This window comes from Streptococcus alactolyticus (assembly GCF_042649785.1).
Lineage (GTDB): Bacteria > Bacillota > Bacilli > Lactobacillales > Streptococcaceae > Streptococcus > Streptococcus alactolyticus.
Genome location: NZ_JBHRZX010000012.1, coordinates 37,991 through 63,418, shown reverse-complemented (window position 1 = coordinate 63,418; position 25,428 = coordinate 37,991). Strand labels below are relative to the sequence as shown.

The window sequence follows — 25,428 nt, the reverse complement described above, 5'->3', positions numbered from 1 at the left end:
TGAGCTTTTCAACATCGCCAAGGTCAATGATTTCAAGTGGAGAACGGTGGTCACGTCCACGTAGTGGGTCTTGATTTTTCATCTCTACTAATTGAGCGATGGTGTACTTGCCGTCTCCGACGACGTTAGCAGGAACACGCAGTAGCACAGCTTCACATTTGCCATCTAGGACGAAAAAGCGGTATTCCGTACCTGAAATGAATTCTTCAATAAGAACAGTATCATCTTCAGCAAAGGCGATATCCAAGGCTTTTTGATAAGCTGTTAGGTCGGCAGATTCCTTGAAAATAGAAATACCAAGTCCAAAGTTAGTTGATTTTGGTTTGACGACGATAGCTTTGTCTTTGATTTGTGAGAAATAGCGGAGCGCAGCAGCTTTATCAGCGAATTCTTCACCTTTTGGAACTGGGAAACCAGCTTTTGACAATAGTTTTTTAGTGACAACTTTATTTTCCATGATAAGTGGTGTGATGTAGCTGTCTTTGCCGGTCATGTTGGCATTTTTAACGTATTCGACGTGGTCACCGTGCCAAAGTTTGATGAATTGGTCGTTTTCGTCGAGAATCTCTAAGTGAACACCTTTTTGGATGGCATCAAACATCAATAATTGTGTTGATAATTCCATGCTTTCATAGCCTTTGAGTGCGTAAGGGGCTTGCCAAGCATAATCGTGAAAGGCTTGACCTTGTTTTTGCCCAAAAGATTCTAATGATAGGGTGTCAATCTCTTCTAGCAAGCGTCCAGCGATAGTTTGTTCAGGATGCTCAATCTGATTTTTGATAGCATCGATAAGCCCTTGATAATAGTCAGATAATTCAAAGTAATCGACAATTCCTTGCATAGCTAAAAGGATGATTTCGACGGGAGCATCTTCAGGCAATTTATCTAGAGGGTGGCTAAGTGCAATTTTGTCATTTAGCTTGCTAGCCTCTGTGATGTCTTGGTCAATAGCAGAGCTACTATCTAACCAAAGAAGCGCAAGAACAAAAAGGTGCACGGTATCAAGTGTCTCTTGAGTAATTCCACGGTTATCAAAAGGATTGAGGTCAAAAGTGCGCAGTTCAAGGTAAGTGACACCATTTGTCAGATAGTCACGAACATGCTTGCTGCCACGCAGGCGAACCGCAGAGTAAAATTCTTTTTCAGCAATCAACTTGCCAGAAGCTATGTAAGCCTCAATATCGGAAATGTATTTTTCCAAGCTTTCGTAAGAAACCTGAATGTCTTTATGATTAACATAACCTAAGTGACTGTTTCGGATAGAGCGAACGGGCTTGGCTAAAGTTTTACTAAAAAAGCCTTCTTCAGCTATTGGCGAAGCCCCATACAGATAAGTTAAAAGCCAACGAAAACGTAGGAAATTCTGAGCTAATTTAAGGTGAATATCATTCTTAAAATCAATAATAGACTGATAGCCGCTTTCTTTAAAAAGGCTTGCGACCAAATCTTTTCCAAGCTCCATGTTGAAGTGAATACCAGACATTGATTGCAGTGTTTTTCCATAAACGTCAGCCAAGTGTTTTCTGTAGTAGCACTCGTAGTCATCCTCTAGCTTGGCAATGTGAATGTCTGTTTCACATAGTTTTGGTGGTATTGATAAAGGCCAGAGGTATTCAGACTTATCGATGGAACGGCCAGCAACATCAGTCAGTGCTCCCAAAAAGCGGAGCGCTTCTTTTGTGGAATGAGCGATAGGCGTGATAAGTTCTAGCTGTGCTTCACTGTAGTCCGTCTGAATGTAAGGGTGAAAGGAGCGACTGCCTAGGCAAGCAGGGTGGTCAGTTTGTGCGATACGGTGGTCTTTTCCAATTCGAAGACTTTCTCTTTCTAACCCAAAAGTTGCTTGAAGAATAGGCAAAGTCGCTGGTGATTTTTCTAGTAAACCATTAAGTGACATGGTAATTCCTCGCTACTCTAATTACTATGATTATGATGTAAACGGTATACATTTTAATGTAAATTTATTCTATGGAAAAGCGTCTGAAAATGCAAAGATTTGCTATGAAAAAAGTTTTGCTTTACCAAGAGTTGTTTGAATATTTTAACTATGAGAGAAAATATATGAAAAAAAGCCGTTTTTTCAAAAAAAGTTCGGAAAAAATAAAATCTCAAGGTCAAATATTGAAAAAAACACAGAAAAGTCATATAATAAATTGTAAAACAAACTCGCAGGTGAGATTCCTGCCAAGTCGTGCAGAAAGGACGAAGATACCAGTCTATTGCTTCAAAAAGACTGTTAAAACAAGTTTTTAGGCTGATTTTAGCTGCCTTGACATAGGCATGGTATCCATATCGAACAGATTATGACATCAGTAGTAGTTGTTGGTACCCAATGGGGTGATGAAGGTAAAGGTAAGATTACAGATTTTTTGTCTCAAGACGCTGAGGTAATCGCACGTTATCAAGGTGGAGACAATGCTGGACACACAATCGTTATCGATGGTAAAAAATTCAAATTGCACTTGATTCCATCAGGAATTTTCTTCCCAGAAAAAATTTCTGTTATCGGAAATGGTGTGGTGATCAATCCAAAATCATTGGTAACAGAGCTTGATTACTTGCACAAAGAAGGCGTGACAACAGATAGCCTTCGCATTTCTGACCGTGCACACGTGATTTTGCCTTACCATATCAAACTAGATCGTTTGCAAGAAACGTCTAAAGGTGCCAATAAAATTGGAACAACAAACAAAGGAATTGGTCCTGCTTACATGGACAAAGCAGCCCGTGTTGGTATCCGAATTGCTGACCTTTTGGACAAAGATATCTTTGCAGAACGCTTGCGCGTGAACTTGGAAGAAAAAAATCGTCTCTTCGAAAAAATGTACGAATGCGAACCAATTCAATTTGACGACATTTTCGAAGAATACTATGAATATGGTCAACGCATTAAAGATTACGTGACAGATACGTCAGTGATTTTAAACGATGCCCTAGACGCTGGTAAACGTGTTCTTTTTGAAGGGGCACAAGGTGTCATGCTTGATATTGACCAAGGAACGTACCCATTTGTAACTTCTTCTAACCCAGTAGCTGGTGGGGTAACTATCGGATCTGGTGTTGGTCCAAGTAAAATCAACAAAGTTGTTGGTGTATGTAAAGCCTACACAAGCCGTGTCGGAGATGGTCCATTCCCAACAGAATTGTTAGATGAAGTGGGCGATCGCATCCGTGAAGTGGGACATGAATACGGTACAACAACTGGACGTCCACGTCGTGTGGGTTGGTTTGACTCAGTTGTTATGCGTCACAGCCGCCGTGTTTCTGGTATCACAAACTTGTCACTCAACTCAATTGACGTGCTTTCAGGTCTTGATACAGTTAAGATTTGTGTGGCTTATGACCTTGATGGTGAACGCATCGACCATTACCCAGCAAGCCTTGAACAATTGAAACGTTGCAAACCAATCTACGAAGAATTGCCAGGTTGGTCAGAAGACATCACAGGCTGCCGTAGCCTTGATGAACTTCCAGAAAACGCTCGTAACTACGTTCGTCGTGTTGGTGAACTTGTAGGGGTTCGTATTTCAACCTTCTCAGTTGGTCCAGACCGTGACCAAACCAACATCCTTGAATCTGTTTGGGCAAATATCTAAGAAAACAGACAAATGAACAAAGACGTGATTTCTCATAGAAATCGCGTCTTTTTTGCTCTAGAAATTGCCAAGAAAAATGTGCTATACTGAAAGCATTGTAATTGAGAGGAAGTAGCCATGACAACTTTTGTAAATAGCATCTCAGGGGTTTTGATTATCTTAGTGATGATTGTGGTGGGCTATGTGCTGACCAAGAGAGGTTGGTTTGACGCCAAGACACCGTCTTTGATAGCCAAGCTCGTCACGCAGCTGGCCTTACCCTGCTATATGATTTTTACCATTACCAATCGTTTTACGGCGGCTGAATTGGGGAATATGTTACCACAATTGCGTTTCCCAGCTCTTTCGATGGTTATTTTGCTGGCTATCGCGGTTGGGGTTGCTCAAGTATTTGCCGTTGAAAAGCAGCACCGTGGCTTATTTATCTCCATGTTTTTTAATTCCAATACCATTTTTGTCGGACTCCCCATCAACCAAGCCCTTTTTGGGGACAAAAGCATTCCGTATGTTTTGGTGTATTATATGTGCAACACGACCTTCTTTTGGACCATCGGGACTTATTTGATTCAAATGGATGGGCAAGCTTCGCCCTCTTTTGATTGGCGGGATAGCTTGCGAAAAATCTTTTCACCACCTTTGTTAGGTTTCATTTTAGGAGTGGTATTGGTCTTGTTGGGCATTCATGTGCCTGATTTTCTCATGAGTGATTTGCAGTATTTGGGCAATCTCACCATTCCTTTGTCTATGCTTTTTATTGGTATGGCAATTGCTAACGCTGGTTTGTCACAGTTGCGTTTTAACAAGGATATCTTGTTGGTGCTTGGGGGACGTTTTATCATAGCTCCGCTGTTGATGTTTCTCATCGTGAGCCATACGCCGATGCCGACCCTGATGAAACAAGTCTTTATCCTCCAATCAGCGATGCCCGTGATGACCAATGCTCCTGTCGTAGCCAAATTGTACGGTGCCGATGCGGATTATGCGGCTATTATGGTTACCGAATCCACCCTACTCACCTTGCTGGTTGTGCCTATTTTGATGTCTTTGGTTAGCTTGTTAGGCTAAAAACAAAAAGCCTAGCTAGGCTAGACTTTAAGGAGATTATGAAAAAGATACATCCTTCCAGCAACTGTCTGTTAGGATGATAGTCAGTTAGCGGTACTAACTGGAAAAGTTTTAGGAATGACTATAGTATAAAAGGATTGCCTTAAAGAAAATTTAAATGTTAGCATTTGCCAAGCTATCGTGCGTAAGAGGAGAGGAGATAGCTCAAGATGTGTTATAATAAAGCCATGGAAAACAAGAAAAAATTACTTTTAATTGACGGGTCATCGGTTGCCTACCGTGCTTTTTTTGCCTTATACAATCAGATTGACCGTTTTAAAAACCGAACAGGTTTGCATACCAATGCCATTTACGGCTTTCACCTCATGTTAAATCACTTGCTAGAGCGTGTGCAGCCAACGCACGTTTTGGTGGCTTTTGATGCGGGTAAGACCACTTTCCGTACGGAAATGTACGAAGATTACAAGGCTGGTCGTGCCAAGACGCCAGAAGAATTTCGTGAGCAGCTGCCTTACATTCGTGAGATGTTGACCGCCTTGGGCATTACTTTTTACGATTTGGTGAATTACGAGGCTGACGACATCATCGGAACTTTGGATAAATTAGCCGAAAACGAAGACGAGTACGATGTGACTATTGTCAGCGGGGACAAGGATTTGATTCAGCTGGCGGATAACAACACCACGGTTGAGATTTCCAAAAAAGGCGTGGCTGAATTTGAAGCCTTTACCCCAGCTTACCTCATGGAAAAAATGGGTATCACACCCAAACAATTCATTGATCTTAAGGCATTGATGGGGGATAAATCGGACAACATCCCTGGCGTGACCAAAATCGGTGAAAAGACAGGTCTGAAACTGCTCTTAGAATACGGCAGTCTGGAAGGCATTTATGACAACATTGACGGCATGAAAAAGTCTAAGATGAAGGAAAACTTGATTAACGACAAAGAGCAAGCTTTCTTGTCTAAGACCTTGGCGACCATTGATGTGACGGCTCCTATCACCATTGGTTTGGATGATATTGCCTACCAAGGACCTAATTTGGATAAATTGGTGCCTTTTTACGATGACATGGGCTTCAAGCAGTTTAAAGACAGCTTAGGTGCTCCTAAGAAGCAAGAAACATTTGACGTGGCTTATACAGAAGTGGACAGCTTGCGTGCGGATATGTTCACAGATGACCAATTTTTCTATTTTGAAATTTTGGGCGACAATTACCACGTTGAGCCTATCATTGGCTTTGCTTGGGGAAATGACAAGGCGATTTATGCGTCAACCAATCTTGAACTCCTCAAAGATGATTTGTTCCAAGCCGCTTTGGCTAAGCCAATCAAGACCTACGATTTCAAACGGAGCAAGGTCCTACTCAGTCATTTAGGCATTGATTTGCCAGCGCCAGCCTTTGACAGCCGTCTTGCCAAGTACCTCTTATCAACGGTTGAGGACAATGAGTTGTCAACCATTGCTAGACTTTACACCAACCACGTTTTGGATAGTGATGAGGCCGTTTATGGCAAGGGCGTTAAGCGTGCTGTTCCTGAAAAAGCGGTGCTGCTCAGCCATTTAGCTCGTAAAATCATTGTTTTGAACGACTCAGAACAAGCCATGTTAGACAAATTGGCTGAGCACCAACAAGCCAGTTTGTTAGTTGACATGGAGCAACCTTTAGCAAATGTCTTGGCGAAAATGGAAATCGCAGGTATTTCCGTAAAAAAAGCGACCTTGCAAGATATGGAAGCAGCCAACCAAGCCGTTATTGACGAATTGACACAGGAAATCTATGACCTAGCAGGCATGGAATTCAACATCAACTCACCAAAACAATTGGGTGAATTGTTGTTTGACAAGATGCAGTTGCCAACTAGCTACACCAAGAAAACCAAGACAGGCTATTCAACGGCCGTAGATGTTTTGGAACGTTTGGCCCCGATTTCTCCAATTGTGTCTAAAATTTTGGAATACCGCCAAATTGCCAAGCTCCAATCCACTTATATCGTTGGTTTGCAGGATTTCATTTTACAAGACGGCAAAATCCATACCCGCTATTTGCAAGATTTGACGCAGACAGGACGTCTATCAAGTGTGGACCCGAACTTGCAAAATATCCCTGTGCGTTTGGAACAAGGGCGCTTGATTCGAAAAGCTTTTGTGCCTGAAACAGAAGATGAGTTCTTGTTGAGTTCGGACTACTCGCAAATTGAATTGCGTGTGCTTGCCCACATTTCAAATGATGAGCATTTGATTGCGGCTTTCCGTGAGGGAGCAGATATCCACACCTCAACTGCCATGCGTGTCTTTGGTATTGACAAGCCAGAAGACGTGACGCCAAATGACCGTCGCAATGCTAAGGCAGTAAACTTTGGTATTGTCTATGGTATTTCAGACTATGGGCTTGCCAACAACTTAGGCATTCCGCGGAAATTGGCCAAGCAGTACATTGACACGTACTTTGAACGCTACCCAGGCATCAAGAATTACATGGAGCGCGTGGTGCGTGATGCCAAAGATAAAGGCTATGTGGAAACACTCTTCCACCGCCGCCGTGAGTTGCCAGATATCAATGCTCGCAACTTCAACGTCCGTCAATTTGCCGAACGTACCGCTATCAATTCGCCTATTCAAGGAAGTGCTGCCGATATTCTCAAAATTGCCATGATTAACCTTGATAAAGCCTTGGTTGAGGGACAATTCAAGACTAAAATGTTGCTGCAAGTGCACGATGAAATCATTCTTCAAGTGCCAAAAGATGAGCTTGAAACCGTTAAAAAATTGGTTAAAGAAACCATGGAATCTGCAATTGATTTGTCAGTACCACTTATTGCAGACGAAAATGCAGGGCAAACTTGGTACGAAGCTAAATAAAAGACATGAGATGGCAAGGTTTGTCATCTCATTTTTAGAAAGAAGTGTGTTATACTGAAGAAAAGACATTTTTAGGAGGTTTCTGCGATGACTACTTTCCAAAATCCGAGCCAAACCGTGATAGCGGACTATCTGAAAAATGCTAAAACCATTGCTGTGGTTGGGCTATCTCATCGTGAGGACAGTGCTGCTTACCGTGTTTCTAAGATCATGCAAGAAGCAGGCTACACTATTATTCCTGTCAATCCCAAATTAGCAGGGCAGAAGGTTTTAAATGAAACAGCTTATGCTAGGTTGCAAGATGTTCCTGTTCACATTGATATTGTGGATGTTTTCAGACGCAGTGAATTTCTTCCAGAAGTCGCTAAAGATTTCCTAGAAACAGATGCCGATATTTTCTGGGCACAACTTGGTCTAGAAAGCCAAGAAGCTGCTGATCTGTTACAAGCTGCAGGCCGTGATAACATCGTCATGAATAAATGCATCAAGATTGAATATCAAAACTTATTATGAAAAAACTGAGAGTTCGCAGAAAGCGACTCTCAGTTTTTATGCTCTTTTTGCATTATATATAAAATGAATTTCAAGAATTTTTTGTCGATAAAGACAAAAATAAAACGAGCACCGCTTTCTTTCTTAGCTTTTAAACTGTGTTATAATGAATACAGCAAACGAGGAAGGAGGCTTTGCTATGGATATTCATACCCATCATCGTCCATTAGATGCTTATGAAAATGTGATTGAGCATTTAAGGGCAAAACACATTCGTATCACGGAAACACGTAAAGCTATCATTGCTTATCTGATAAATAGCACCGAGCATCCTAGTGCCGATAAAATTTACAAAGATTTGTTGCCAGAACACCCAAGTTTGAGTTTGGCAACGGTTTATAATAATATAAAAGTTTTAGTCGATGAGGGATTTGTGACGGAATTAAAGGTCACAAACAATCCAACCACTTACTATGATTTTATGGGACACCAGCACATCAATATCATTTGCAAATGCTGCGGTGCCATCGCTGATTTTATGGATGTGGATGCGATTGACATTGGAAAAGAAGCTTACGAGCAAACGGGCTACCAAATCACAAAAATACAGGTAACCGCCCACGGTCTTTGCCCCAAGTGTCAAGAAGATGTCAAGCAATCAGGACGCTCACCCCTTGCTCTTTATGAAGAATGAGGGACAATAAAAAAGCCTTTCAACCACTACTGGCTGAAAGGCTTTTTTTAGATTTCTTCTTGTTCAAGCAAGTTTTCGTAGAAGATAAGGTTTGCAGTTGTTCTGTATGGTAGCGTGTAGAAGTAAAGCAAACCAAAGGTAAGGGCGGTCAAAATATCCCAACCGATGAAGCTAAACTCAAGGCAGAAGAAACGCCATTTGTTACCATCCATCAAGGCTTGGCTTTTGGCAATCACTTGACGAGGTCCTCGGTAAGTACCGTTGTTGACTTCGTCGTAAAGCACGTATGTCGTCATACTATAAGCGTATTGCTTCATGATGGCAAAGAATGTTCCAATAAGAGCCATAGCGCAACCAACGAAAATGATAGCAGAACCAGCTAGGTTGTTGTCAACGCTAACGACCATACCAAGTGATAAAATCACACCACCAGCAATAGCAATCAAAGACCACAAGAAAATGAAGAACCATTTAACAATAGCTGTCACAACAAATTTCCAAAAGAGTTCGTTTGAAAAGACAATCATATTGTCTGAAACGCTCACTTCGGTTCTTTTGGCACGTAGCACATCAAGCACCGCATAACTTGCTGACGCTAAAAATAGGGTCAATAAAATTTGAATAAGTGGTGGAAGTGAGGTTGAAAAATTCACAAATGTGGTCACATCACCATAAGAAACGATGGTTTGACGGTAAGATAGGGAAATGGTTAAAATAGATAAAATGATAGTAACAATAAAGAGCTGGTATTTACCAGTCAGTGTTTTAAGAAACTCTCGCGCTTGTCGGCGTGTTTCTGAAGCAGTCATGTCAAAAAACCTCCTTTAATCGTGCTTTTTATTATAACATATTGTATTAGAAATAGCATATAATAAGAACTGCATGACAAACAGCTACTTTTTTGGTAGAATCGTAAAGGTTATTTTTACCATTATTTTGAGAATGTATTGACATTGCCCACAACTGTTTTTTGTGGTAGCTAGGAGAAAATATGACAGATTATCCCATTAAATATCGTTTAATTAAGAAAGAAAAACACACGGGAGCGCGTTTGGGTGAGATTATCACACCGCACGGCACTTTCCCGACACCAATGTTTATGCCTGTGGGAACGCAGGCTACTGTTAAGACTCAATCCCCAGAAGAACTCAAAGAAATGGGTTCTGGTATTATTTTGGCCAATACCTATCACCTTTGGTTGCGTCCAGGTGATGATTTGATTGCGCGTGCTGGCGGTCTGCACAAATTTATGAATTGGGACCAAGCCATCTTGACAGATAGTGGTGGTTTTCAGGTTTATTCATTAGCAGAAACGCGTAATATCACAGAAGAAGGGGTAACCTTTAAAAACCACCTCAACGGTGCTAAGATGTTCCTCTCTCCAGAAAAAGCCATTTCGATTCAGAATAATTTGGGTTCTGATATCATGATGAGTTTTGATGAATGCCCACAATTCTACCAACCTTATGATTACGTTAAAAAATCTATCGAGCGTACTAGCCGTTGGGCAGAACGTGGTTTGAAAGCACACCGCCGACCACATGACCAAGGCTTGTTTGGTATCGTGCAAGGGGCTGGATTTGAAGACCTTCGCCGCCAGTCAGCTCATGACTTGGTTAGCATGGATTTTCCAGGATATTCTATCGGTGGTTTAGCTGTTGGGGAATCACACGCCGAAATGAACGCGGTTTTGGATTTCACGGTGCCTATTTTGCCTGAAAATAAACCACGTTACTTGATGGGTGTTGGAGCACCTGATAGCTTGATTGATGGGGTTATCCGAGGAATTGATATGTTTGACTGTGTCTTGCCAACGCGTATCGCTCGAAACGGTACCTGCATGACCAGCGAAGGACGTTTGGTGGTTAAAAACGCCCAATATGCCGAAGACTTTACACCGCTTGACCATGACTGTGATTGCTACACTTGCCGCAATTACACGCGTGCTTACATCCGTCATTTGCTAAAAGCTGATGAAACCTTTGGTTTGCGTTTGACAAGTTACCACAACCTTTACTTCCTTGTCAACTTGATGAAAAAAGTCCGTCAAGCCATTATGGATGACAATCTTTTGGAATTTCGTGAAGATTTCTTTGAACGCTACGGTTACAATCGAAGCGACCGTAATTTCTGAGACTTCACTCAACCTGTCAAGGTTGGGTCTTTTTGTGTTATAATGGTTTATAAATAAAGGAGGGGTGTACTATGAAGTTAACAGCACTTGGTTGTTGGGGAGCTTATCCACACGATGACGGTGGAACAACTTCTTATCTCGTTACTGGTGAAGATGGTTTTCAATTATTGATGGACTGCGGTAGTCGTGCCGTGACAGAACTGGAAAAAGAAATCAGCCCGATTGATTTGGATGCCGTGATTATTTCGCATTATCATCCTGACCACATCGCTGACTTGGGTGTGTTGCGCCACTATTTCCAATTGTATCCAAAACACCTTTGGACACCAAAAGTTTTGCCAATTTATGGACACAAGGAAGACTTGTATGAATTTGACAAATTAACTATGCTTGGCGTTTCAGAAGGTAGAGCTTATGATGTGACAGGTGTTGAACACATTGGTCCTTTTGATGTGACCTTTATCAAAACCGTTCACCCAGTTCCTTGCTACGCTTTTCGTATCGTTGAAAGAGCTACTGGTCAAGTCCTAGTCTTTACTGGTGATACGGGTTACTTTGATGGCTTGGATGCATTTGCCAAGGATGCAGACCTCTTTTTAGCGGATGTTTACCTTTATGAAGGCAATGAAAACCACCCAGCTCATTTGACAAGCAAGGAAGCTGGCGAAATTGCCCATAAAGCAGCCGTTAAATCCCTTGTTTTGACACATACCCCACCAATTCCACCAGAAGGCATTGATGCGACAAAACACTTGCAAGTGCTGAAAGAACAAACCCAACACTATGCCAAAGACGTTCCTGTTGATTTAGCCGTGCCGCACAAATCATGGCAATTAGGTGACTTGTAATGTCAGCATTTACGCAGGAAGAAAAGGTGTATTTTATGCGAGAAGCGCTCAAAGAAGCACAAAAGTCATTAGCCAAAGGTGAAATTCCTATCGGTTGCGTTATCGTCAAAGACGGTGAGATTATCGGTCGTGGGCACAATGCGCGTGAGGAGCAGCAAAAAGCTATTTTACACGCTGAAATCATGGCCATTAACGAAGCCAACGAAAAAGAGGGCAACTGGCGTTTACTGGATAGCACCTTGTTTGTCACCATTGAACCTTGCGTCATGTGCAGCGGTGCTATTGGATTAGCTCGCATTCCGCAGGTGATTTACGGAGCTACTAATCAAAAATTTGGCGGTGCTGGGAGCCTGTACGATATTTTGACCGATGTTCGCCTCAATCACCGAGTTGAGGTGGAAACAGGGATTCTAGAAGCTGAATGCGCGGGAATTATGCAAGATTTTTTCCGTCGTAATCGCGAAAAGAAAAAAGCCCAACAAAAACAGGCAAAAGCATAGTTCTGGCTTGCATCATTTCTTAATTATGATATAATACTTATCGGAGCAACATCTTCGCGTGAAGTGGGTCAGGGGAGGAATCCAGCAGCCCTAAGCGATTGTAGGTGTGTGCTCTTTTTTTATTTCTAAAAATAGGTGCCTAAATTTTTAGGACTTTTTATGTTGTTTTTTTACAGAAAAAACTTGATTTTTGTGTACTTTTTCTGAATGTTTTCTGAAAATAGCAAACGCTTTATTTATTTGACCTATTTTGTTAAAAATCATTGAAAAATAAAGGATAAAAGAGTAATATAGAAGAGAGATTGTATTCGAGGAGGATAAAAATGACACATATTACATTTGATTATTCAAAGCTTTTAGGTCAATTTGTTGAACAAGAAGAAGTTGATTTTATGCAAGCTCAAGTAAGTGCCGCTGATGAGTACTTGCGCAAAGGAACAGGTCCTGGTTCTGACTTCCTTGGTTGGTTAGACCTTCCAGAAAACTACGACAAAGAAGAATTTGCTCGTATTCAAAAAGCTGCTGCTAAAATCCAATCAGACAGCGAAGTGCTTGTTGTTATCGGTATTGGTGGTTCATACCTTGGGGCGCGTGCCGTTATCGATTTTTTGAGTAATCATTTCTACAACTTACAAGCATCTGCAGACCGTAAAGGTCCACAAATCCTTTACGCAGGTAACTCAATTTCTTCAAGTTACTTAGCAGATCTTGTCGAATACGTGAAAGATAAAGATTTCTCAGTAAACGTTATTTCTAAATCAGGAACAACAACTGAACCAGCGATTGCTTTCCGTGTCTTCAAAGAACTTTTGATTGAAAAATACGGTCAAGAAGAAGCTAACAAACGTATCTATGCAACTACTGATAAAGCAAAAGGTGCTGTTAAAGTAGAAGCTGTTGCTAACGATTGGGAAACATTTGTTGTGCCAGATAATGTTGGTGGACGTTTCTCAGTATTGACACCAGTAGGTCTTCTTCCAATTGCTGCTGCAGGTATTGATATTGAAGCTCTTATGAATGGTGCTAACGCAGCGCGCAAAGATTTGTCATCTGACAAACTTTCAGAAAACATTGCTTACCAATACGCTGCTATCCGTAACATCCTTTACCGTAAAGGTTATGTAACTGAAATCTTGGCAAACTATGAACCATCACTGCAATACTTTGGTGAATGGTGGAAACAATTAGCAGGTGAATCAGAAGGTAAACACCAAAAAGGTATCTACCCAACATCTGCAAACTTCTCAACAGACCTTCACTCACTTGGACAATTCATCCAAGAAGGTTACCGCAACATCTTTGAAACAGTTGTTCGTGTTGATAAACCACGTAAAAACGTTGTTATTCCTGAATTGTCAGAAGACCTTGATGGCCTTGGTTACCTTCAAGGTAAAGACGTTGATTTCGTAAACAAAAAAGCAACTGATGGTGTACTTCTTGCTCACACTGACGGTGGAGTACCTAACATGTTCTTGACACTTCCTCAACAAGATGAATTCACTCTTGGTTATACAATCTACTTCTTCGAGTTGGCTATTGGTCTTTCAGGTTACCTTAACGCTGTTAACCCATTCAACCAACCAGGTGTAGAAGCATACAAGAAAAACATGTTTGCTCTTCTTGGTAAACCAGGATTTGAAGACTTGTCAGCTGAATTGAACGCACGTCTTTAATGCATCATTAACATAGATAAAAAAGCTTCCGTAAGGGAGCTTTTTTTGCGTGAAAAAAATCCTTAAAATTTCCTTAAAAAATTCTCTGAAACCGATTGACAAAATCATATATATATATATATATATAGATATAATGATTGTGGAAAAATTTAAGGAAAATGGAGATATGAAAATATGAAAAATAAACTAGCGTTAATTGCTATAACTGCACTGTCTGTTTCATTTTTTTCTGCTTGTTCTTCTAAGGAAGATACTACTTCAACAAGTAGCACTACTGAATCAACTAATTTAGTTTCTTCAACTGAAACTGTGGCTAGTTCATCAAGTTCAACAGAAGCAGTTAATAGTGATTTTAATCCAACAGATACGTCTGATTCAACAATCGAAAGTATTGTAACCTATAATGACTATTTGAAAATGTATGAAGCTATCGTAAATGAATACATTTCAAATTATGAAGTAGTCGTCTCACAATATGGTTTAGGAGATGTCGAATCTTATCAATCAATGAGAGATTCTGTAACTTCTAGTGTAGAAACACAAAAAGAAGCGTATGGTTCTTTAGGAAATGCTAGAATTACTGGAAAAGACAGTATAGTAGAGTATTTAAAGGACTATCGTGACAGCCTAAAATCATATACAGATCAGATGGCAATAGCCTTACAATAAGAATGGTGAACTAAATGAATAATAATGTTGGTAAAGCTTTACTTGGTTGTTCTGGAATTTTAGCGATTGTTATCATTTTTTAGGACTTCTCAAACTATTATTTGGAGGTTTGGCAATGCTATATAGTCTCATGTTTCTAATGCTTATGGTAGGTGTTTTAGTACAAATTATTGATGGACTTACTAAAGCAGGAAAATGGGTTGGTTTAGGTGCTATTTTAGGTAATGTATTTAACAATAAGATTAATGCTGATACTGCAATAAAGTCTGGAAAAACATTTAAAAAGAAAAAAATAGAGACTAAAAATTCCATTGTGAATAATGTTGTTGATTTTATTTCCCCAACAATGGAAGATGATAAAACTACTAAAAGTGTAGAGGATTCAAGCTTTATTGGTGAGGAAGATTATCAAGAATTTCAAGAATTCTTAAAATGGAAAAAATTACAAGAAACCAAGGATAATAATGATTAATATTTTATGGTGTAATTTATAACTTACAGGAGTACGATTATGAAAACAAAAAAATTAGCTTTAATTAACGGGATTGTAGGACTTGTCGGAGGAATTTTTCTGCTAATAGCGGTCCTTATTATCACAGCAAGCGCATTAAATGATGTTGCAACTACACTTGATACTGCTTACAATGGTGGTTCAGCAATTTCAATCACTTCAACGACACTAGCTAGCACTTTGGCTTTATTTGTTAAAATTGCTATTTTAGTTCTTGGAATTGTAGGTTCTGTATATTATAAAGATGACGACCGTATTGGTTCAGCACCTAATGTATTGCTGATTGTTGGAGGAGCTTTGGCAATTATCCCATTTTTAGGCTGGGTTGGTGGAATTTTAGCTATTATTGGTGGTTCACTATACCTTGCTAGTTTGAAAAAGTTTCAAGAGTAATTGTAAGAATTTAGAACGTTGGAAATAAAATATGGAAAATAAAAATAATGAACATAAAGTTGTTGCGATAATTGCGGTTGTTGTAGGAGGAATAGCGCTTTTAACTTCTTGGATGCCATTTATCAATAATGGTTCAGCTGCTTGAGCTTTAGTAGCTCTTATTATAGGCGCCATATCAGTAATAATTAATAGAAAAAATAAAAAGGTTTTATCACTAGTTTCAATTATTGTTGCAATATTAGCATTTATCATTGTTTTGATAACTCAATCTGCCTACGGTGCAGCGATTGATTCTGCTATGGATAATTCATCAAGTGCAGATAAAACAGGAAATATAGTTGCTTCTAAAACTAAATCAAGCAAGGAAGCAAGTTTCTTAGAAGAAATTAATAAATTGGCAGATTCTTCGGTTTCTACTGATGAGTTATATATAACTGGAAAAATTACTGTTGGGGAATCTGGTGATATTAAGCCTGGAATCTATGATTTAGAGATTACTGGTGGCAATGGCAATATCATGGGTGATAGAAGTAAGACGTATTCTGGACTATATATCAACTGGACTGGTGCTTCGACAGACAGTGGGGATACAACTTCTCCGTCAGTAATCAGAGTTATATTATTTGAAGGTGACACTTTAGACTTTTCAAATATTTCTAAAATCAAACTTACAGCAGTTGAGAATGTTTCACAATCAAATGAAATTGGAATTGGCAATTATGTTGTCGGTAGAGATATTCCAGCTGGAACATATACTTTAAGCACAAACATGACGATGGATACTGAATTTGAAAACTTGGGTTGGAATATAGGAATTTATAATGAGGAATCTGGTGATGAACGAAGTCAATCTTTAAATCCAGGTAATATGGACGTTACTGTTAAACTATCTGAAGGAGAAATTATCACAACCTCTTTTTATAATACAGATGATGCAGTACCAGCAGATTTAGCAAAATTGATTTTCACTCCAGTAAGTAACTGAGTTTGTTTGAAAGACTTCCTGAAGGAGGTCTTTTTTTGAGTGAAAAAATTATTTGGGGTGAATAAATAACCAAATTCCTTTCCAAATTTTCTGAAAATTTGGTATAATAGTAAACAATTAACTAACTTTGGATGGGAGAAGAAAAAGAGATGACTGCACAAAAAATGACGGCGCAAGAGATTATTGCTTTTATTGGTAATGCGGAGAAAAAGACAAATGTGAAGGTGACTTTTGAGGGAGAGTTGGCAGCGGCTGTTCCAGAAAATGTTCTCAAGCTTGGCAATGTGCTTTTTGGGGATTGGAAAGATATTGAGCCACTTTTGGCTAATCTGACTGAAAACAAGGATTATGTGGTGGAACAAGATGGGCGTAATTCTGCGGTACCTTTGCTGGATAAACGTCATCTCAATGCTCGTATTGAGCCAGGTGCGATTATTCGTGACCAAGTAACCATTGAGGACAATGCGGTGGTGATGATGGGAGCTGTGATTAATATCGGTGCTGAAATCGGTGCTGGCACTATGATTGATATGGGTGCGGTTCTTGGTGGTCGCGCGATTGTTGGGAAAAATAGCCACATCGGTGCGGGTGCGGTCCTTGCAGGCGTGATTGAGCCAGCTTCAGCAGAACCTGTTCGTATCGGTGATAACGTTCTTGTGGGAGCGAATGCCGTTGTGATTGAAGGGGTTCAGGTTGGTAATGGTTCGGTCGTTGCAGCGGGAGCTATTGTTACAAAAGACGTTCCTGAAAATGTCGTGGTAGCAGGTGTCCCTGCTCGCATCATTAAAGAAATCGATGCGAAAACTCAACAAAAAACAGCCCTAGAGGACGCTCTACGTCATTTATAAAACCCATTTGGAGTTTGCGATATGACTTTAGATTTAGTGAAAATTCGTCGCGATTTGCATCAAATTCCAGAAATTGGTTTGGAAGAATTCAAAACACAAGCCTATCTTTTGGAGCGGATTGCAGAGATAACGGCTGGAAAAGACTTTGTAGAACAACGCACTTGGCGTACAGGTATTCTTGTCTTTATCAAGGGATATGCCCCTGAAAAAACAATTGGTTGGCGTACAGATATTGACGCTTTGCCTGTTGTTGAAGAAACAGGGTTGCCGTTTGCGAGCCAGCACGAAGGGCGCATGCACGCTTGTGGACACGATATCCACATGACGGTTGCCCTTGGTCTGCTCAATGAATTGGTGCAAAAACAGCCTAAAAATAATGTTCTGTTTCTCTTCCAACCAGCCGAAGAAAACGAAGCAGGTGGCATGCTCATGTATCAGGACAATGCTTTTGGCGATTGGAAACCAGATGAATTTTATGGCTTGCATGTGCGACCTGATTTTAAGGTGGGTGATATTGGGACCAATACCTCAACCTTGTTTGCAGGGACTTGTGAAGTTTTGGTAACCTTTAAAGGCAAGGGCGGACACGCTGCTTTTCCTCACGAAGCTAACGATGCCTTGGTTGCTGCGTCTTACTTTGTGACGCAGGTGCAGACGATTGTGAGCCGCAATGTTGACCCTATTCAAGGTGGGGTGGTGACCTTTGGTTCTTTCCATTCAGGCACGACCAATAATGTCATTGCAGAAACCGCACAGCTGCATGGGACTATTCGAACGTTGACACAGGAGATGAGCCTGCACATTCAAAAACGCTTAACTGAAATTGCTCAAGGTGTTGCGGCCAGTTTTGGTATAGAAGTCGACGTGGAACTCAAACAAGGAGGCTATCTTCCTGTTGAAAATGACCCTGAATTGGCGCGTGAATTGATGGCTTTCTTTGAAGCTCAAGAAGCTGTCAATTTGATTGACTGTTTGCCAGCCATGACTGGTGAGGATTTTGGTTACCTTTTAAATCACATTCCTGGCGTTATGTTTTGGCTTGGGGTAGGTACACCTTATGCCCTTCACCATCCTAAAATGAGCCCAAATGAGGATGCCCTACCATTTGCCGTTCGTGAAATCTCAGGTTTCTTAAAAGAAAGAGCCAATTAGAAATAAAAAAGACGCAAAACCTTGGTTTTGCGTCTTTTGTTATGTTTTAAATGAAAAAACCACTGTGGGGAAAACAGTGGCCAAAAAGGGAAGGACATGATTTTTCAATCATGCCCAGGAGATTTATGAAAGGGGAATAATTCTAAAGAGACTATTCCCAGCGGTTTGGGAGAACCGCTATCTAGGATAAATCTTATTATAGCGGGTAAACCTTAAAGAAACCTTAAATCTATTAAAAATCTTCTTTCCAAAAGCTAAAATAGTCGATTTTGTCATGCCTTTCCAAAGTTTTCGTTATTAGGAAAAAAGGTTTTATGGTATGATAATAGCATGGAAAAATCACACGTACGACAGCAGATTTTAGCAGCCTTAAAGGGGCAAGATCGGAAAGAAAAGCAGGTGAGAGATCTCCAGTTATTGGAAGATTTGACCGCCTCTAAGGCTTATCAGGACGCTAAGGTTATTGCGACTTATTTAGCTTTTGATTTTGAATACGATACGCAATTGCTGATCCGTCAGGCTGAGAAAGATGGTAAATGTATTCTTGTGCCTAAGACTTATCCACAGGGACGCATGGTCTTTTGTCCTTATGAAAAAGAGTCGCTGGTGCAGACTTCTTTTGGTCTGTGGGAACCGCTAAGTAGTGATGAGGCTGTGGACAAGTCAGAGATTGATTTGATTCATGTTCCTGGTGTTGCCTTTAACCGTGCGGGTTTTCGTATTGGTTACGGTGGGGGCTATTACGACCGTTATTTATCAGATTATCACGGACAGACGGTCAGCACCATTTACCATTTTCAAGAACAGGATTTTCACGAAGATACTTATGACATTGCAGTGAGGGAGGTTTTTAGTCGATGAGGGATGCCTTACGAAAAAGCCCAGTAACCATGATATTACTGGCCATGACGACTCTTGTCTTTTTAGCCATGCAGGTACTTTATTTGGGAAATGCCAGCACTGGAACAGCTGTTTTTAATTTTGGGGGAATGTACGGAGCTTACGTTGCCTACGACCCTAGCCAATTATGGCGCTTGGTCACTCCGATTTTTGTTCACATTGGTTGGCAGCATTTTATTTTTAATGCATTGACACTTTATTTTGTTGGACAATTGGCCGAGCAGATTTGGGGACATCATAAATTTCTGGCTTTGTATGTCTTATCTGGGATTGCTGGAAACGTCTTTACCCTTTTCTTCACGCCAAATGTGATTGCAGCAGGGGCTTCGACGTCTTTATTTGGCGTTTTTGCCGCGACCATGGTTGTTGGCTATTTTGGTAAAGACCCTTTTTTAAAGGAAGTTGGGCGTAATTACCAAATCTTGATTGCCATTAACTTATTGTTTAATCTGTTTAGCCCAAGTATTGGTATTGTCGGACATATTGGTGGTATTGTCGGAGGACTCTTGTGTGCCGTCTTTTTACCAACGCAGGTTGATGAAAAGTTATTTCAACCGTGGCAACGCTGGCTAGCTCTAGCAGCCTATATTATTCTAAATGTTTTACTTGTCTTTTTAGCCTTGTAAGGCGCTAAAAAGCCCCCTCAAGTTGAGCTTGAGGGGGCTGCTTTTTAGTCTTCTTTTGTTTGTTTAGGTGCTGTACCTTCTAATTCTTTCCCTAAATCAATCAAGTATTGTTTCATATTGTCTTTGACTTGAGGGTGTTGAAGGGCATATTCGATAGATGTTTTCATAAAACCAAATTTATCACCGACATCGTAGCGGCTGCCATTGAATTGACGAGCGAAAACACGTTGTGTTTTGTTAAGCGTATCGATAGCATCTGTCAATTGAATTTCGTTACCAGCTCCAGGTTCTTGTGTTTCAAGGATATTGAAGATTTCTGGAGTAAGGAGGTAGCGACCGATAATCGCTAAATCACTTGGTGCGTCTTCAGGGGCTGGTTTTTCAACAAAAGTTTCCACACTGTAAAGTCCATTGACACCTTTACCGTGAGGTGCAATAACACCGTAAGATGACACTTCATCATGAGGAACAGACATCACAGCGATTGTTGAAGCGTGTGTTTGTTCGTAATCGTTGATGAGTTGTTTAGTCAATGGCACAGCTTTATCATCTGTGATATCCATCAAATCATCCCCGAGCATCACCACGAAAGGTTCGTTTCCAACGAATGCTTTGGCTTGAAGAACAGCATCTCCAAGTCCACGTGGGTGGCTTTGGCGGATGAAGTGCAAGTTGATTGCTGTGGTGTCGTTTACTAGTTTAAGAAGGTCTGTTTTTCCTTTTTGTTCTAGGTTGTACTCTAATTCAAAGTTTGAATCAAAGTGGTCTTCGATAGAACGTTTTTGTTTTCCAGTTACCACCAAAATATCTTCGATACCTGATTTCAAAGCTTCTTCAACGATAAATTGGATGGTTGGTTTGTCGACGATTGGTAACATTTCTTTGGCTAATGCTTTAGTAGCTGGCAAAAAACGTGTTCCAAGACCGGCAGCCGGAATGACAGCCTTTTTAACTTTTTTCATGTGAGAGTCTCCTTTTGTTTCAATTCAATGACTTATTAAAAATGTGAGTTTAGTGCCATTCGTCCTCTGAACGGAAGTCGCCAGACATCAAGGCAACGATACATTCTTTGACATCATAACCTTCGTAGATGACCTTGTAAATGGCACTGGTGATTGGCATATAGACATCTAGTTCTTTTGCCAATTCGTAAGCAACCTTGGTAGTTGATATCCCTTCGATAACCATTCCCATGTTTTTCTCGATATCAGCTAGTTTTTCGCCTTTTCCTAGGGCATTACCAGCGCGCCAGTTACGAGAATGAACAGAGGTTCCTGTTACGATGAGATCCCCCACACCAGAAAGTCCGATGTAGGTTAACGGGTTGGCACCCATTTTCACCCCTAAACGTGTGATTTCTGCTAGACCACGTGTGATAACAGCGGCCTTGGCATTGTCACCATAACCAAGTCCGTGCAAAATCCCAGCTCCAACGGCGATGATATTTTTCAAGGCACCTGCCGTTTCAACACCGATCACATCTGAATTGGTGTAAAGACGGAAATAGTTGTTGCTGAAGAGTTCTTGGACGTATTTGGCGGTTTCCATTTTCTTAGAAGCAGCTGTAATCAAAGTGATGTCACGAACAATGGTTTCTTCGGCATGGCTTGGTCCAGAAACCACCACGATGTCAGAACGTAGTTCTTTTGGAATCTCTTCCTCAATAACAGTTGATAGGCGTTCGTGTGTTCCAGGCTCAAGGCCTTTTGACGCGTGCATCACGACGACCTTATGGTCAAGCACCTCAGCGACTTGTTTTGCAACAAGACGCATGACTTTTGTGGGGACGACAAATAAGACAGCATCCGCGTCTTTTAGGGCTTCAGATAAATCAAGCGTTGCCTTGATGTTTTCTGAGAGATGTTTGTCTTTGAAGTAACGTATATTAGTATGTTCCGTGTTGATTTCATCGATTTGTTCGGGAACATTTCCCCAGAGACAAACGTCATGCCCATTATCGTTTAATACTTGGGCGAGAGCGGTTCCCCACGAACCGGGCCCTAAGACAGAAATTTTTTGTCTTACCATTTTTTCTCCTCTCTTAAACGAGCAAGATTACAACTTCCATTATATCACAAGAAAACCTTGTTTGTCTTCATTATTTGTAACGGCTTTCGAAAAATGAGGGGGATTAAGTCTTGTTTGGAAAGGTTGGCCGTCTGTCATGTGCTGGGAGTTATGGTATAATGGAAGGACTTTTAGAAATGACGAGGAAAGGAAGACAATTGTGATTGATTTAGAAGAGATTTTATCTAAAATGAATCCCAATCAAAAAATCAACTATGACCGTGTCATGCAACAAATGGCCAAACAATGGCTGAAAGAAGAGGTGCGACCTCGCATTCTTGTTCACGTTTGTTGTGCGCCGTGTTCGACATATACCTTGGAGTACTTGACGCAGTATGCAGATTTGACGGTTTATTTTGCCAATTCCAATATTCATCCTAAGGTGGAATACCATCGCAGGGCCTACGTTGTTCAGCAATTTGTGTCGGATTTTAACGAAAGAACGGGCAATCAGGTACAATTTATCGAGGCACCTTATGAGCCCTCAGAGTATTTCCAAAAGGTGCATGGTTTGGAAGAAGAGCCTGAGGGTGGCGACCGTTGCAAGGTTTGCTTTGATTACCGTTTGGATAAAACAGCTCAAATGGCTGTGGAGCTTGGTTTTGACTATTTTGCCAGTGCCTTGACCATTAGTCCGCATAAAAATTCGCAGCTCATCAATAGCGTGGGCATTGACGTGCAAAAAGTTTATGCTACTAAGTATTTGCCAAGTGATTTCAAAAAAAATAATGGCTACCGTCGTTCGGTTGAAATGTGCGATGAGTATGATATCTACCGTCAATGCTACTGTGGCTGTGTTTTTGCGGCGAAGCAACAAGGCATTGATTTTGCTCAAATAACTAAGGACGCCAAAGCTTTCATGGAAGGAAAAGACGCCGAGAAAAGCTTTCCCCACATTCGTTTTACCTATGAAGGCAAGGAAATTTAGAAAGGAATGATAACATGAGTAAAGTGAGAGGGTTTGAGTTGGTTTCGTCATTTACGGATAGCAACTTATTGCCAAAACGAGAAACAGCCTATGCGGCGGGTTATGATTTGAAAGCAGCCGTGACAACAGAAATTGCCCCAGGTGAAATCAAGTTGGTGCCAACAGGTGTCAAGGCTTATATGCAGGCAGGTGAAGTGCTTTACCTCTATGACCGTTCGTCAAATCCACGTAAAAAAGGCTTGGTTTTGATTAACTCTGTTGGGGTCATTGACGGGGATTATTATGGCAATCCTGCTAATGAAGGTCACATTTTTGCCCAAATGCAAAATATCACTGATGAACCTGTTGTGGTTGAAGCTGGTGAACGCATTGTTCAAGGGGTGTTCATGCCTTTCTTGGTTGCTGACGGTGATGAAGCAGACGGCGTGCGTACAGGTGGTTTTGGGTCAACTGGGAAATAAGTTAGTCGTGTCAAAAGAGAAGGAGGGTGTGCCTTATCGCTAAGAAAAAAACAACGTTTATTTGTCAGGAGTGTGGCTATCACTCTCCAAAATATTTGGGGCGTTGTCCCAACTGTGGTGCTTGGACCTCATTTGTCGAAGAGGTAGAAGTCCAAGAGGTTAAAAATGCGCGCGTCAGTTTGACGGGTGAAAAGAGTAAACCGACCAAGCTAAAAGACGTGAGCTCGATTCATTATGCTAGAACCAAGACGGAGATGGAGGAGTTTAACCGTGTGCTTGGTGGTGGTGTCGTGCCAGGAAGTTTGGTGCTGATTGGTGGGGACCCTGGTATCGGAAAATCAACGCTTCTGTTGCAGGTGTCTATTCAATTGGCTGATAAAGGCACTGTGCTCTACGTTTCTGGGGAAGAATCTGCCGAGCAGATTAAATTGCGTTCGGAGCGTTTGGGCGATAGTGACAATGCCTTTTACCTCTACGCCGAAACCAATATGCAGGCTATTCGCGCACAGATTGAGCAGATTCAGCCTGATTTCTTGGTGATTGATTCCATTCAAACCATCATGAGTCCTGATATTTCGGGGGTGCAAGGCTCGGTGTCGCAGGTGCGTGAAGTAACAGCAGAACTCATGCAATTGGCTAAGACTAACAACATTGCCACCTTTATCGTGGGCCATGTGACTAAGGAAGGACAGCTGGCCGGTCCTCGTATGTTGGAGCATATGGTGGATACGGTTTTGTATTTTGAAGGGGAACGTCACCATACTTTCCGTATTTTGCGGGCTGTGAAAAACCGTTTTGGTTCCACCAATGAAATCGGCATTTTTGAAATGCAGTCAGGCGGTCTGGTTGAGGTACTCAATCCAAGCCAAGTTTTCCTCGAGGAACGCTTGGACGGAGCGACTGGTTCGGCTATCGTGGTCACCATGGAAGGCAGCCGTCCCATTTTGGCGGAAGTGCAAGCCTTGGTTACACCGACTGTTTTTGGCAATGCCAAACGCACGACAACAGGGCTTGATTTTAACCGTGTGAGCTTGATTATGGCGGTGCTGGAAAAACGCTGTGGTCTGCTTTTGCAAAATCAAGATGCCTATCTTAAATCAGCTGGTGGCGTCAAGTTGGACGAGCCTGCTATTGATTTGGCGGTCGCGGTTGCGATTGCCTCAAGTTACAAGGAACAACCAACCAATCCTCAAGAAGCCTTTATCGGTGAGATTGGCTTGACGGGTGAAATTCGCCGTGTCACACGCATCGAGCAACGGATCAATGAAGCCGCAAAACTCGGATTTACCAAGGTTTACGCTCCTAAAAATTCCCTTTCAGGAATTGACATTCCAGACACTATCCAAGTCATCGGCGTGACAACGGTCGGTGATGTGCTCAAAAAAGTCTTTGCATAGTTTGAAAAGCCAAGGTAATCGTCTTGGATTTTTCGTTTATGTAAAGCGTTTTAGGCGACAAGAGGGGCGAAAAATGATAAGATGAGAAAAACTTTAGACGTCATCAGACCAAGGAGGAATTTGGATGTCTTATTTTGATAATTTTTTGAAAACCAATCAAGCCTATGCGGATTTGCATGGAACGGAGCATTTGCCACAAAAACCGAAAACCCAGGTTGCGATTGTGACCTGTATGGATTCGCGTTTGCACGTGGCTCAAGCACTTGGTTTGGCGCTTGGTGATGCTCATATTTTGCGAAATGCAGGTGGGCGCGTGACGGATGATGTGATTCGTTCTTTGGTGATTTCTCAGCAACAATTGGGGACACGTGAAATTGTAGTTCTTCATCACACAGATTGTGGGGCACAAAGTTTTACAAATGAAGCTTTTGCAGCGCAGTTAGAGCGTGATTTAGGTGTGTCAGTTCATGGAAAAGATTTTCTGCCATTTTCTGATGTTGAAGAAAGTGTCCGTGAGGATGTTAGAAAGCTGCGCGAGTCGCCGTTGATTCCTGATGATATTGTGATTTCTGGTGCTGTTTATGATGTGAATACTGGTCGCATCAGTGAAGTAACACTCTAGGTG

25 protein-coding genes and 1 other RNA gene are annotated in these 25,428 nt (G+C 41.3%); 22 read left to right on the top strand and 4 right to left on the bottom strand.

Annotated elements, in window-relative coordinates; translation table 11 throughout:
- Positions 1-1,897 (bottom strand): bifunctional glutamate--cysteine ligase GshA/glutathione synthetase GshB (gshAB, locus tag ACFORE_RS03120; RefSeq protein ID WP_380434961.1); only part of this gene is annotated, 1,897 nt, incomplete at its 3' end.
- Between the two features lie 406 nt (positions 1,898-2,303).
- On the opposite strand from gshAB, the gene ACFORE_RS03115 reads away from it, so the two are divergent.
- From ACFORE_RS03115 to perR, 5 genes are all read left to right on the top strand, one after another.
- Positions 2,304-3,596 carry an adenylosuccinate synthase gene (locus ACFORE_RS03115; RefSeq protein WP_293963596.1) on the top strand — a complete coding sequence of 431 codons (1,293 nt, stop codon included), beginning with the start codon at positions 2,304-2,306 and terminating at the stop codon, positions 3,594-3,596.
- Positions 3,597-3,713: 117 nt separating this feature from the next.
- Positions 3,714-4,661, top strand: a complete 948-nt coding sequence (locus tag ACFORE_RS03110) for an AEC family transporter (protein WP_293963594.1) — start codon at positions 3,714-3,716, stop codon at positions 4,659-4,661.
- A 227-nt stretch (positions 4,662-4,888) separates the two neighbouring features.
- Entirely contained in the window at positions 4,889-7,525 is a 2,637-nt protein-coding gene (gene polA, locus ACFORE_RS03105) for a DNA polymerase I (protein ID WP_235281165.1), read from the top strand.
- Positions 7,526-7,612: 87 nt separating this feature from the next.
- Positions 7,613-8,038 carry a CoA-binding protein gene (locus ACFORE_RS03100; RefSeq protein WP_154454924.1) on the top strand — a complete coding sequence of 142 codons (426 nt, stop codon included), beginning with the start codon at positions 7,613-7,615 and terminating at the stop codon, positions 8,036-8,038.
- 178 nt (positions 8,039-8,216) lie between these two features.
- Positions 8,217-8,711: a peroxide-responsive transcriptional repressor PerR gene (perR, locus tag ACFORE_RS03095; RefSeq protein WP_154454925.1), complete on the top strand. Its 495-nt coding sequence runs from the start codon at positions 8,217-8,219 to the stop codon at positions 8,709-8,711.
- Positions 8,712-8,758: 47 nt separating this feature from the next.
- Here perR and ACFORE_RS03090 read toward each other — a convergent pair whose 3' ends face one another.
- Entirely contained in the window at positions 8,759-9,520 is a 762-nt protein-coding gene (locus ACFORE_RS03090; protein ID WP_235280833.1) for a DUF975 family protein, read from the bottom strand.
- A 182-nt stretch (positions 9,521-9,702) separates the two neighbouring features.
- On the opposite strand from ACFORE_RS03090, the gene tgt reads away from it, so the two are divergent.
- The 13 genes from tgt (at position 9,703) to ACFORE_RS03025 (ending at position 19,950) form a co-directional block, all read left to right on the top strand.
- Positions 9,703-10,845 (top strand): tRNA guanosine(34) transglycosylase Tgt, encoded by a 1,143-nt coding sequence (gene tgt / locus ACFORE_RS03085; protein WP_154454927.1) that lies wholly within the window; start codon positions 9,703-9,705, stop codon positions 10,843-10,845.
- 71 nt (positions 10,846-10,916) lie between these two features.
- Positions 10,917-11,693, top strand: coding sequence for an MBL fold metallo-hydrolase (locus ACFORE_RS03080; RefSeq protein WP_154454928.1), 777 nt, complete (start codon positions 10,917-10,919; stop codon positions 11,691-11,693).
- Positions 11,693-12,193: a tRNA adenosine(34) deaminase TadA gene (tadA, locus tag ACFORE_RS03075; RefSeq protein WP_154454929.1), complete on the top strand. Its 501-nt coding sequence runs from the start codon at positions 11,693-11,695 to the stop codon at positions 12,191-12,193. Before ACFORE_RS03080 ends, tadA begins: the two co-directional genes overlap by 1 nt.
- Before the next feature lie 37 nt (positions 12,194-12,230).
- Positions 12,231-12,316, top strand: an RNA gene (ffs, locus tag ACFORE_RS03070) — signal recognition particle sRNA small type.
- Positions 12,317-12,516: 200 nt separating this feature from the next.
- A complete protein-coding gene (locus ACFORE_RS03065) occupies positions 12,517-13,866 on the top strand; it encodes a glucose-6-phosphate isomerase (RefSeq protein WP_154454930.1) in 1,350 nt (449 codons plus the stop codon).
- Between the two features lie 174 nt (positions 13,867-14,040).
- Positions 14,041-14,535, top strand: a complete 495-nt coding sequence (locus ACFORE_RS03060) for a hypothetical protein (RefSeq protein ID WP_269725617.1) — start codon at positions 14,041-14,043, stop codon at positions 14,533-14,535.
- Between the two features lie 115 nt (positions 14,536-14,650).
- Positions 14,651-15,007, top strand: coding sequence for a transcriptional regulator (locus ACFORE_RS03055; RefSeq protein ID WP_293650748.1), 357 nt, complete (start codon positions 14,651-14,653; stop codon positions 15,005-15,007).
- 39 nt (positions 15,008-15,046) lie between these two features.
- Positions 15,047-15,439, top strand: a complete 393-nt coding sequence (locus tag ACFORE_RS03050) for a hypothetical protein (RefSeq protein WP_204984656.1) — start codon at positions 15,047-15,049, stop codon at positions 15,437-15,439.
- Between the two features lie 298 nt (positions 15,440-15,737).
- Positions 15,738-16,424: a hypothetical protein gene (locus ACFORE_RS03045; RefSeq protein WP_380434960.1), complete on the top strand. Its 687-nt coding sequence runs from the start codon at positions 15,738-15,740 to the stop codon at positions 16,422-16,424.
- A gap of 149 nt (positions 16,425-16,573) precedes the next feature.
- Entirely contained in the window at positions 16,574-17,272 is a 699-nt protein-coding gene (dapD, locus tag ACFORE_RS03040) for a 2,3,4,5-tetrahydropyridine-2,6-dicarboxylate N-acetyltransferase (protein ID WP_168261171.1), read from the top strand.
- A gap of 21 nt (positions 17,273-17,293) precedes the next feature.
- On the top strand, positions 17,294-18,424 hold the full coding sequence (locus tag ACFORE_RS03035; protein WP_204984655.1) for an N-acetyldiaminopimelate deacetylase: 1,131 nt from the start codon (positions 17,294-17,296) through the stop codon (positions 18,422-18,424).
- 330 nt (positions 18,425-18,754) lie between these two features.
- On the top strand, positions 18,755-19,285 hold the full coding sequence (locus ACFORE_RS03030; protein ID WP_154455295.1) for a 5-formyltetrahydrofolate cyclo-ligase: 531 nt from the start codon (positions 18,755-18,757) through the stop codon (positions 19,283-19,285).
- Positions 19,282-19,950, top strand: a complete 669-nt coding sequence (locus ACFORE_RS03025) for a rhomboid family intramembrane serine protease (RefSeq protein WP_154455294.1) — start codon at positions 19,282-19,284, stop codon at positions 19,948-19,950. Before ACFORE_RS03030 ends, ACFORE_RS03025 begins: the two co-directional genes overlap by 4 nt.
- A gap of 44 nt (positions 19,951-19,994) precedes the next feature.
- On the opposite strand, the gene galU is transcribed toward ACFORE_RS03025, so the two are convergent.
- Positions 19,995-20,912 (bottom strand): UTP--glucose-1-phosphate uridylyltransferase GalU, encoded by a 918-nt coding sequence (gene galU / locus ACFORE_RS03020; RefSeq protein ID WP_154455293.1) that lies wholly within the window; start codon positions 20,910-20,912, stop codon positions 19,995-19,997.
- A gap of 49 nt (positions 20,913-20,961) precedes the next feature.
- Positions 20,962-21,978 (bottom strand): NAD(P)H-dependent glycerol-3-phosphate dehydrogenase, encoded by a 1,017-nt coding sequence (locus tag ACFORE_RS03015; protein ID WP_154455292.1) that lies wholly within the window; start codon positions 21,976-21,978, stop codon positions 20,962-20,964.
- A gap of 199 nt (positions 21,979-22,177) precedes the next feature.
- On the opposite strand from ACFORE_RS03015, the gene ACFORE_RS03010 reads away from it, so the two are divergent.
- From ACFORE_RS03010 to ACFORE_RS02995, 4 genes are all read left to right on the top strand, one after another.
- Positions 22,178-22,945, top strand: a complete 768-nt coding sequence (locus tag ACFORE_RS03010; RefSeq protein WP_167829312.1) for an epoxyqueuosine reductase QueH — start codon at positions 22,178-22,180, stop codon at positions 22,943-22,945.
- Between the two features lie 14 nt (positions 22,946-22,959).
- Entirely contained in the window at positions 22,960-23,406 is a 447-nt protein-coding gene (locus ACFORE_RS03005) for a dUTP diphosphatase (protein ID WP_154455290.1), read from the top strand.
- A gap of 35 nt (positions 23,407-23,441) precedes the next feature.
- Complete coding sequence (gene radA / locus ACFORE_RS03000) at positions 23,442-24,803, top strand: DNA repair protein RadA (RefSeq protein ID WP_167829313.1); 1,362 nt, start codon at positions 23,442-23,444, stop codon at positions 24,801-24,803.
- Positions 24,804-24,927: 124 nt separating this feature from the next.
- Positions 24,928-25,425, top strand: a complete 498-nt coding sequence (locus ACFORE_RS02995) for a beta-class carbonic anhydrase (protein WP_168261163.1) — start codon at positions 24,928-24,930, stop codon at positions 25,423-25,425.
- The last annotated feature ends 3 nt before the right edge of the window (positions 25,426-25,428 follow it).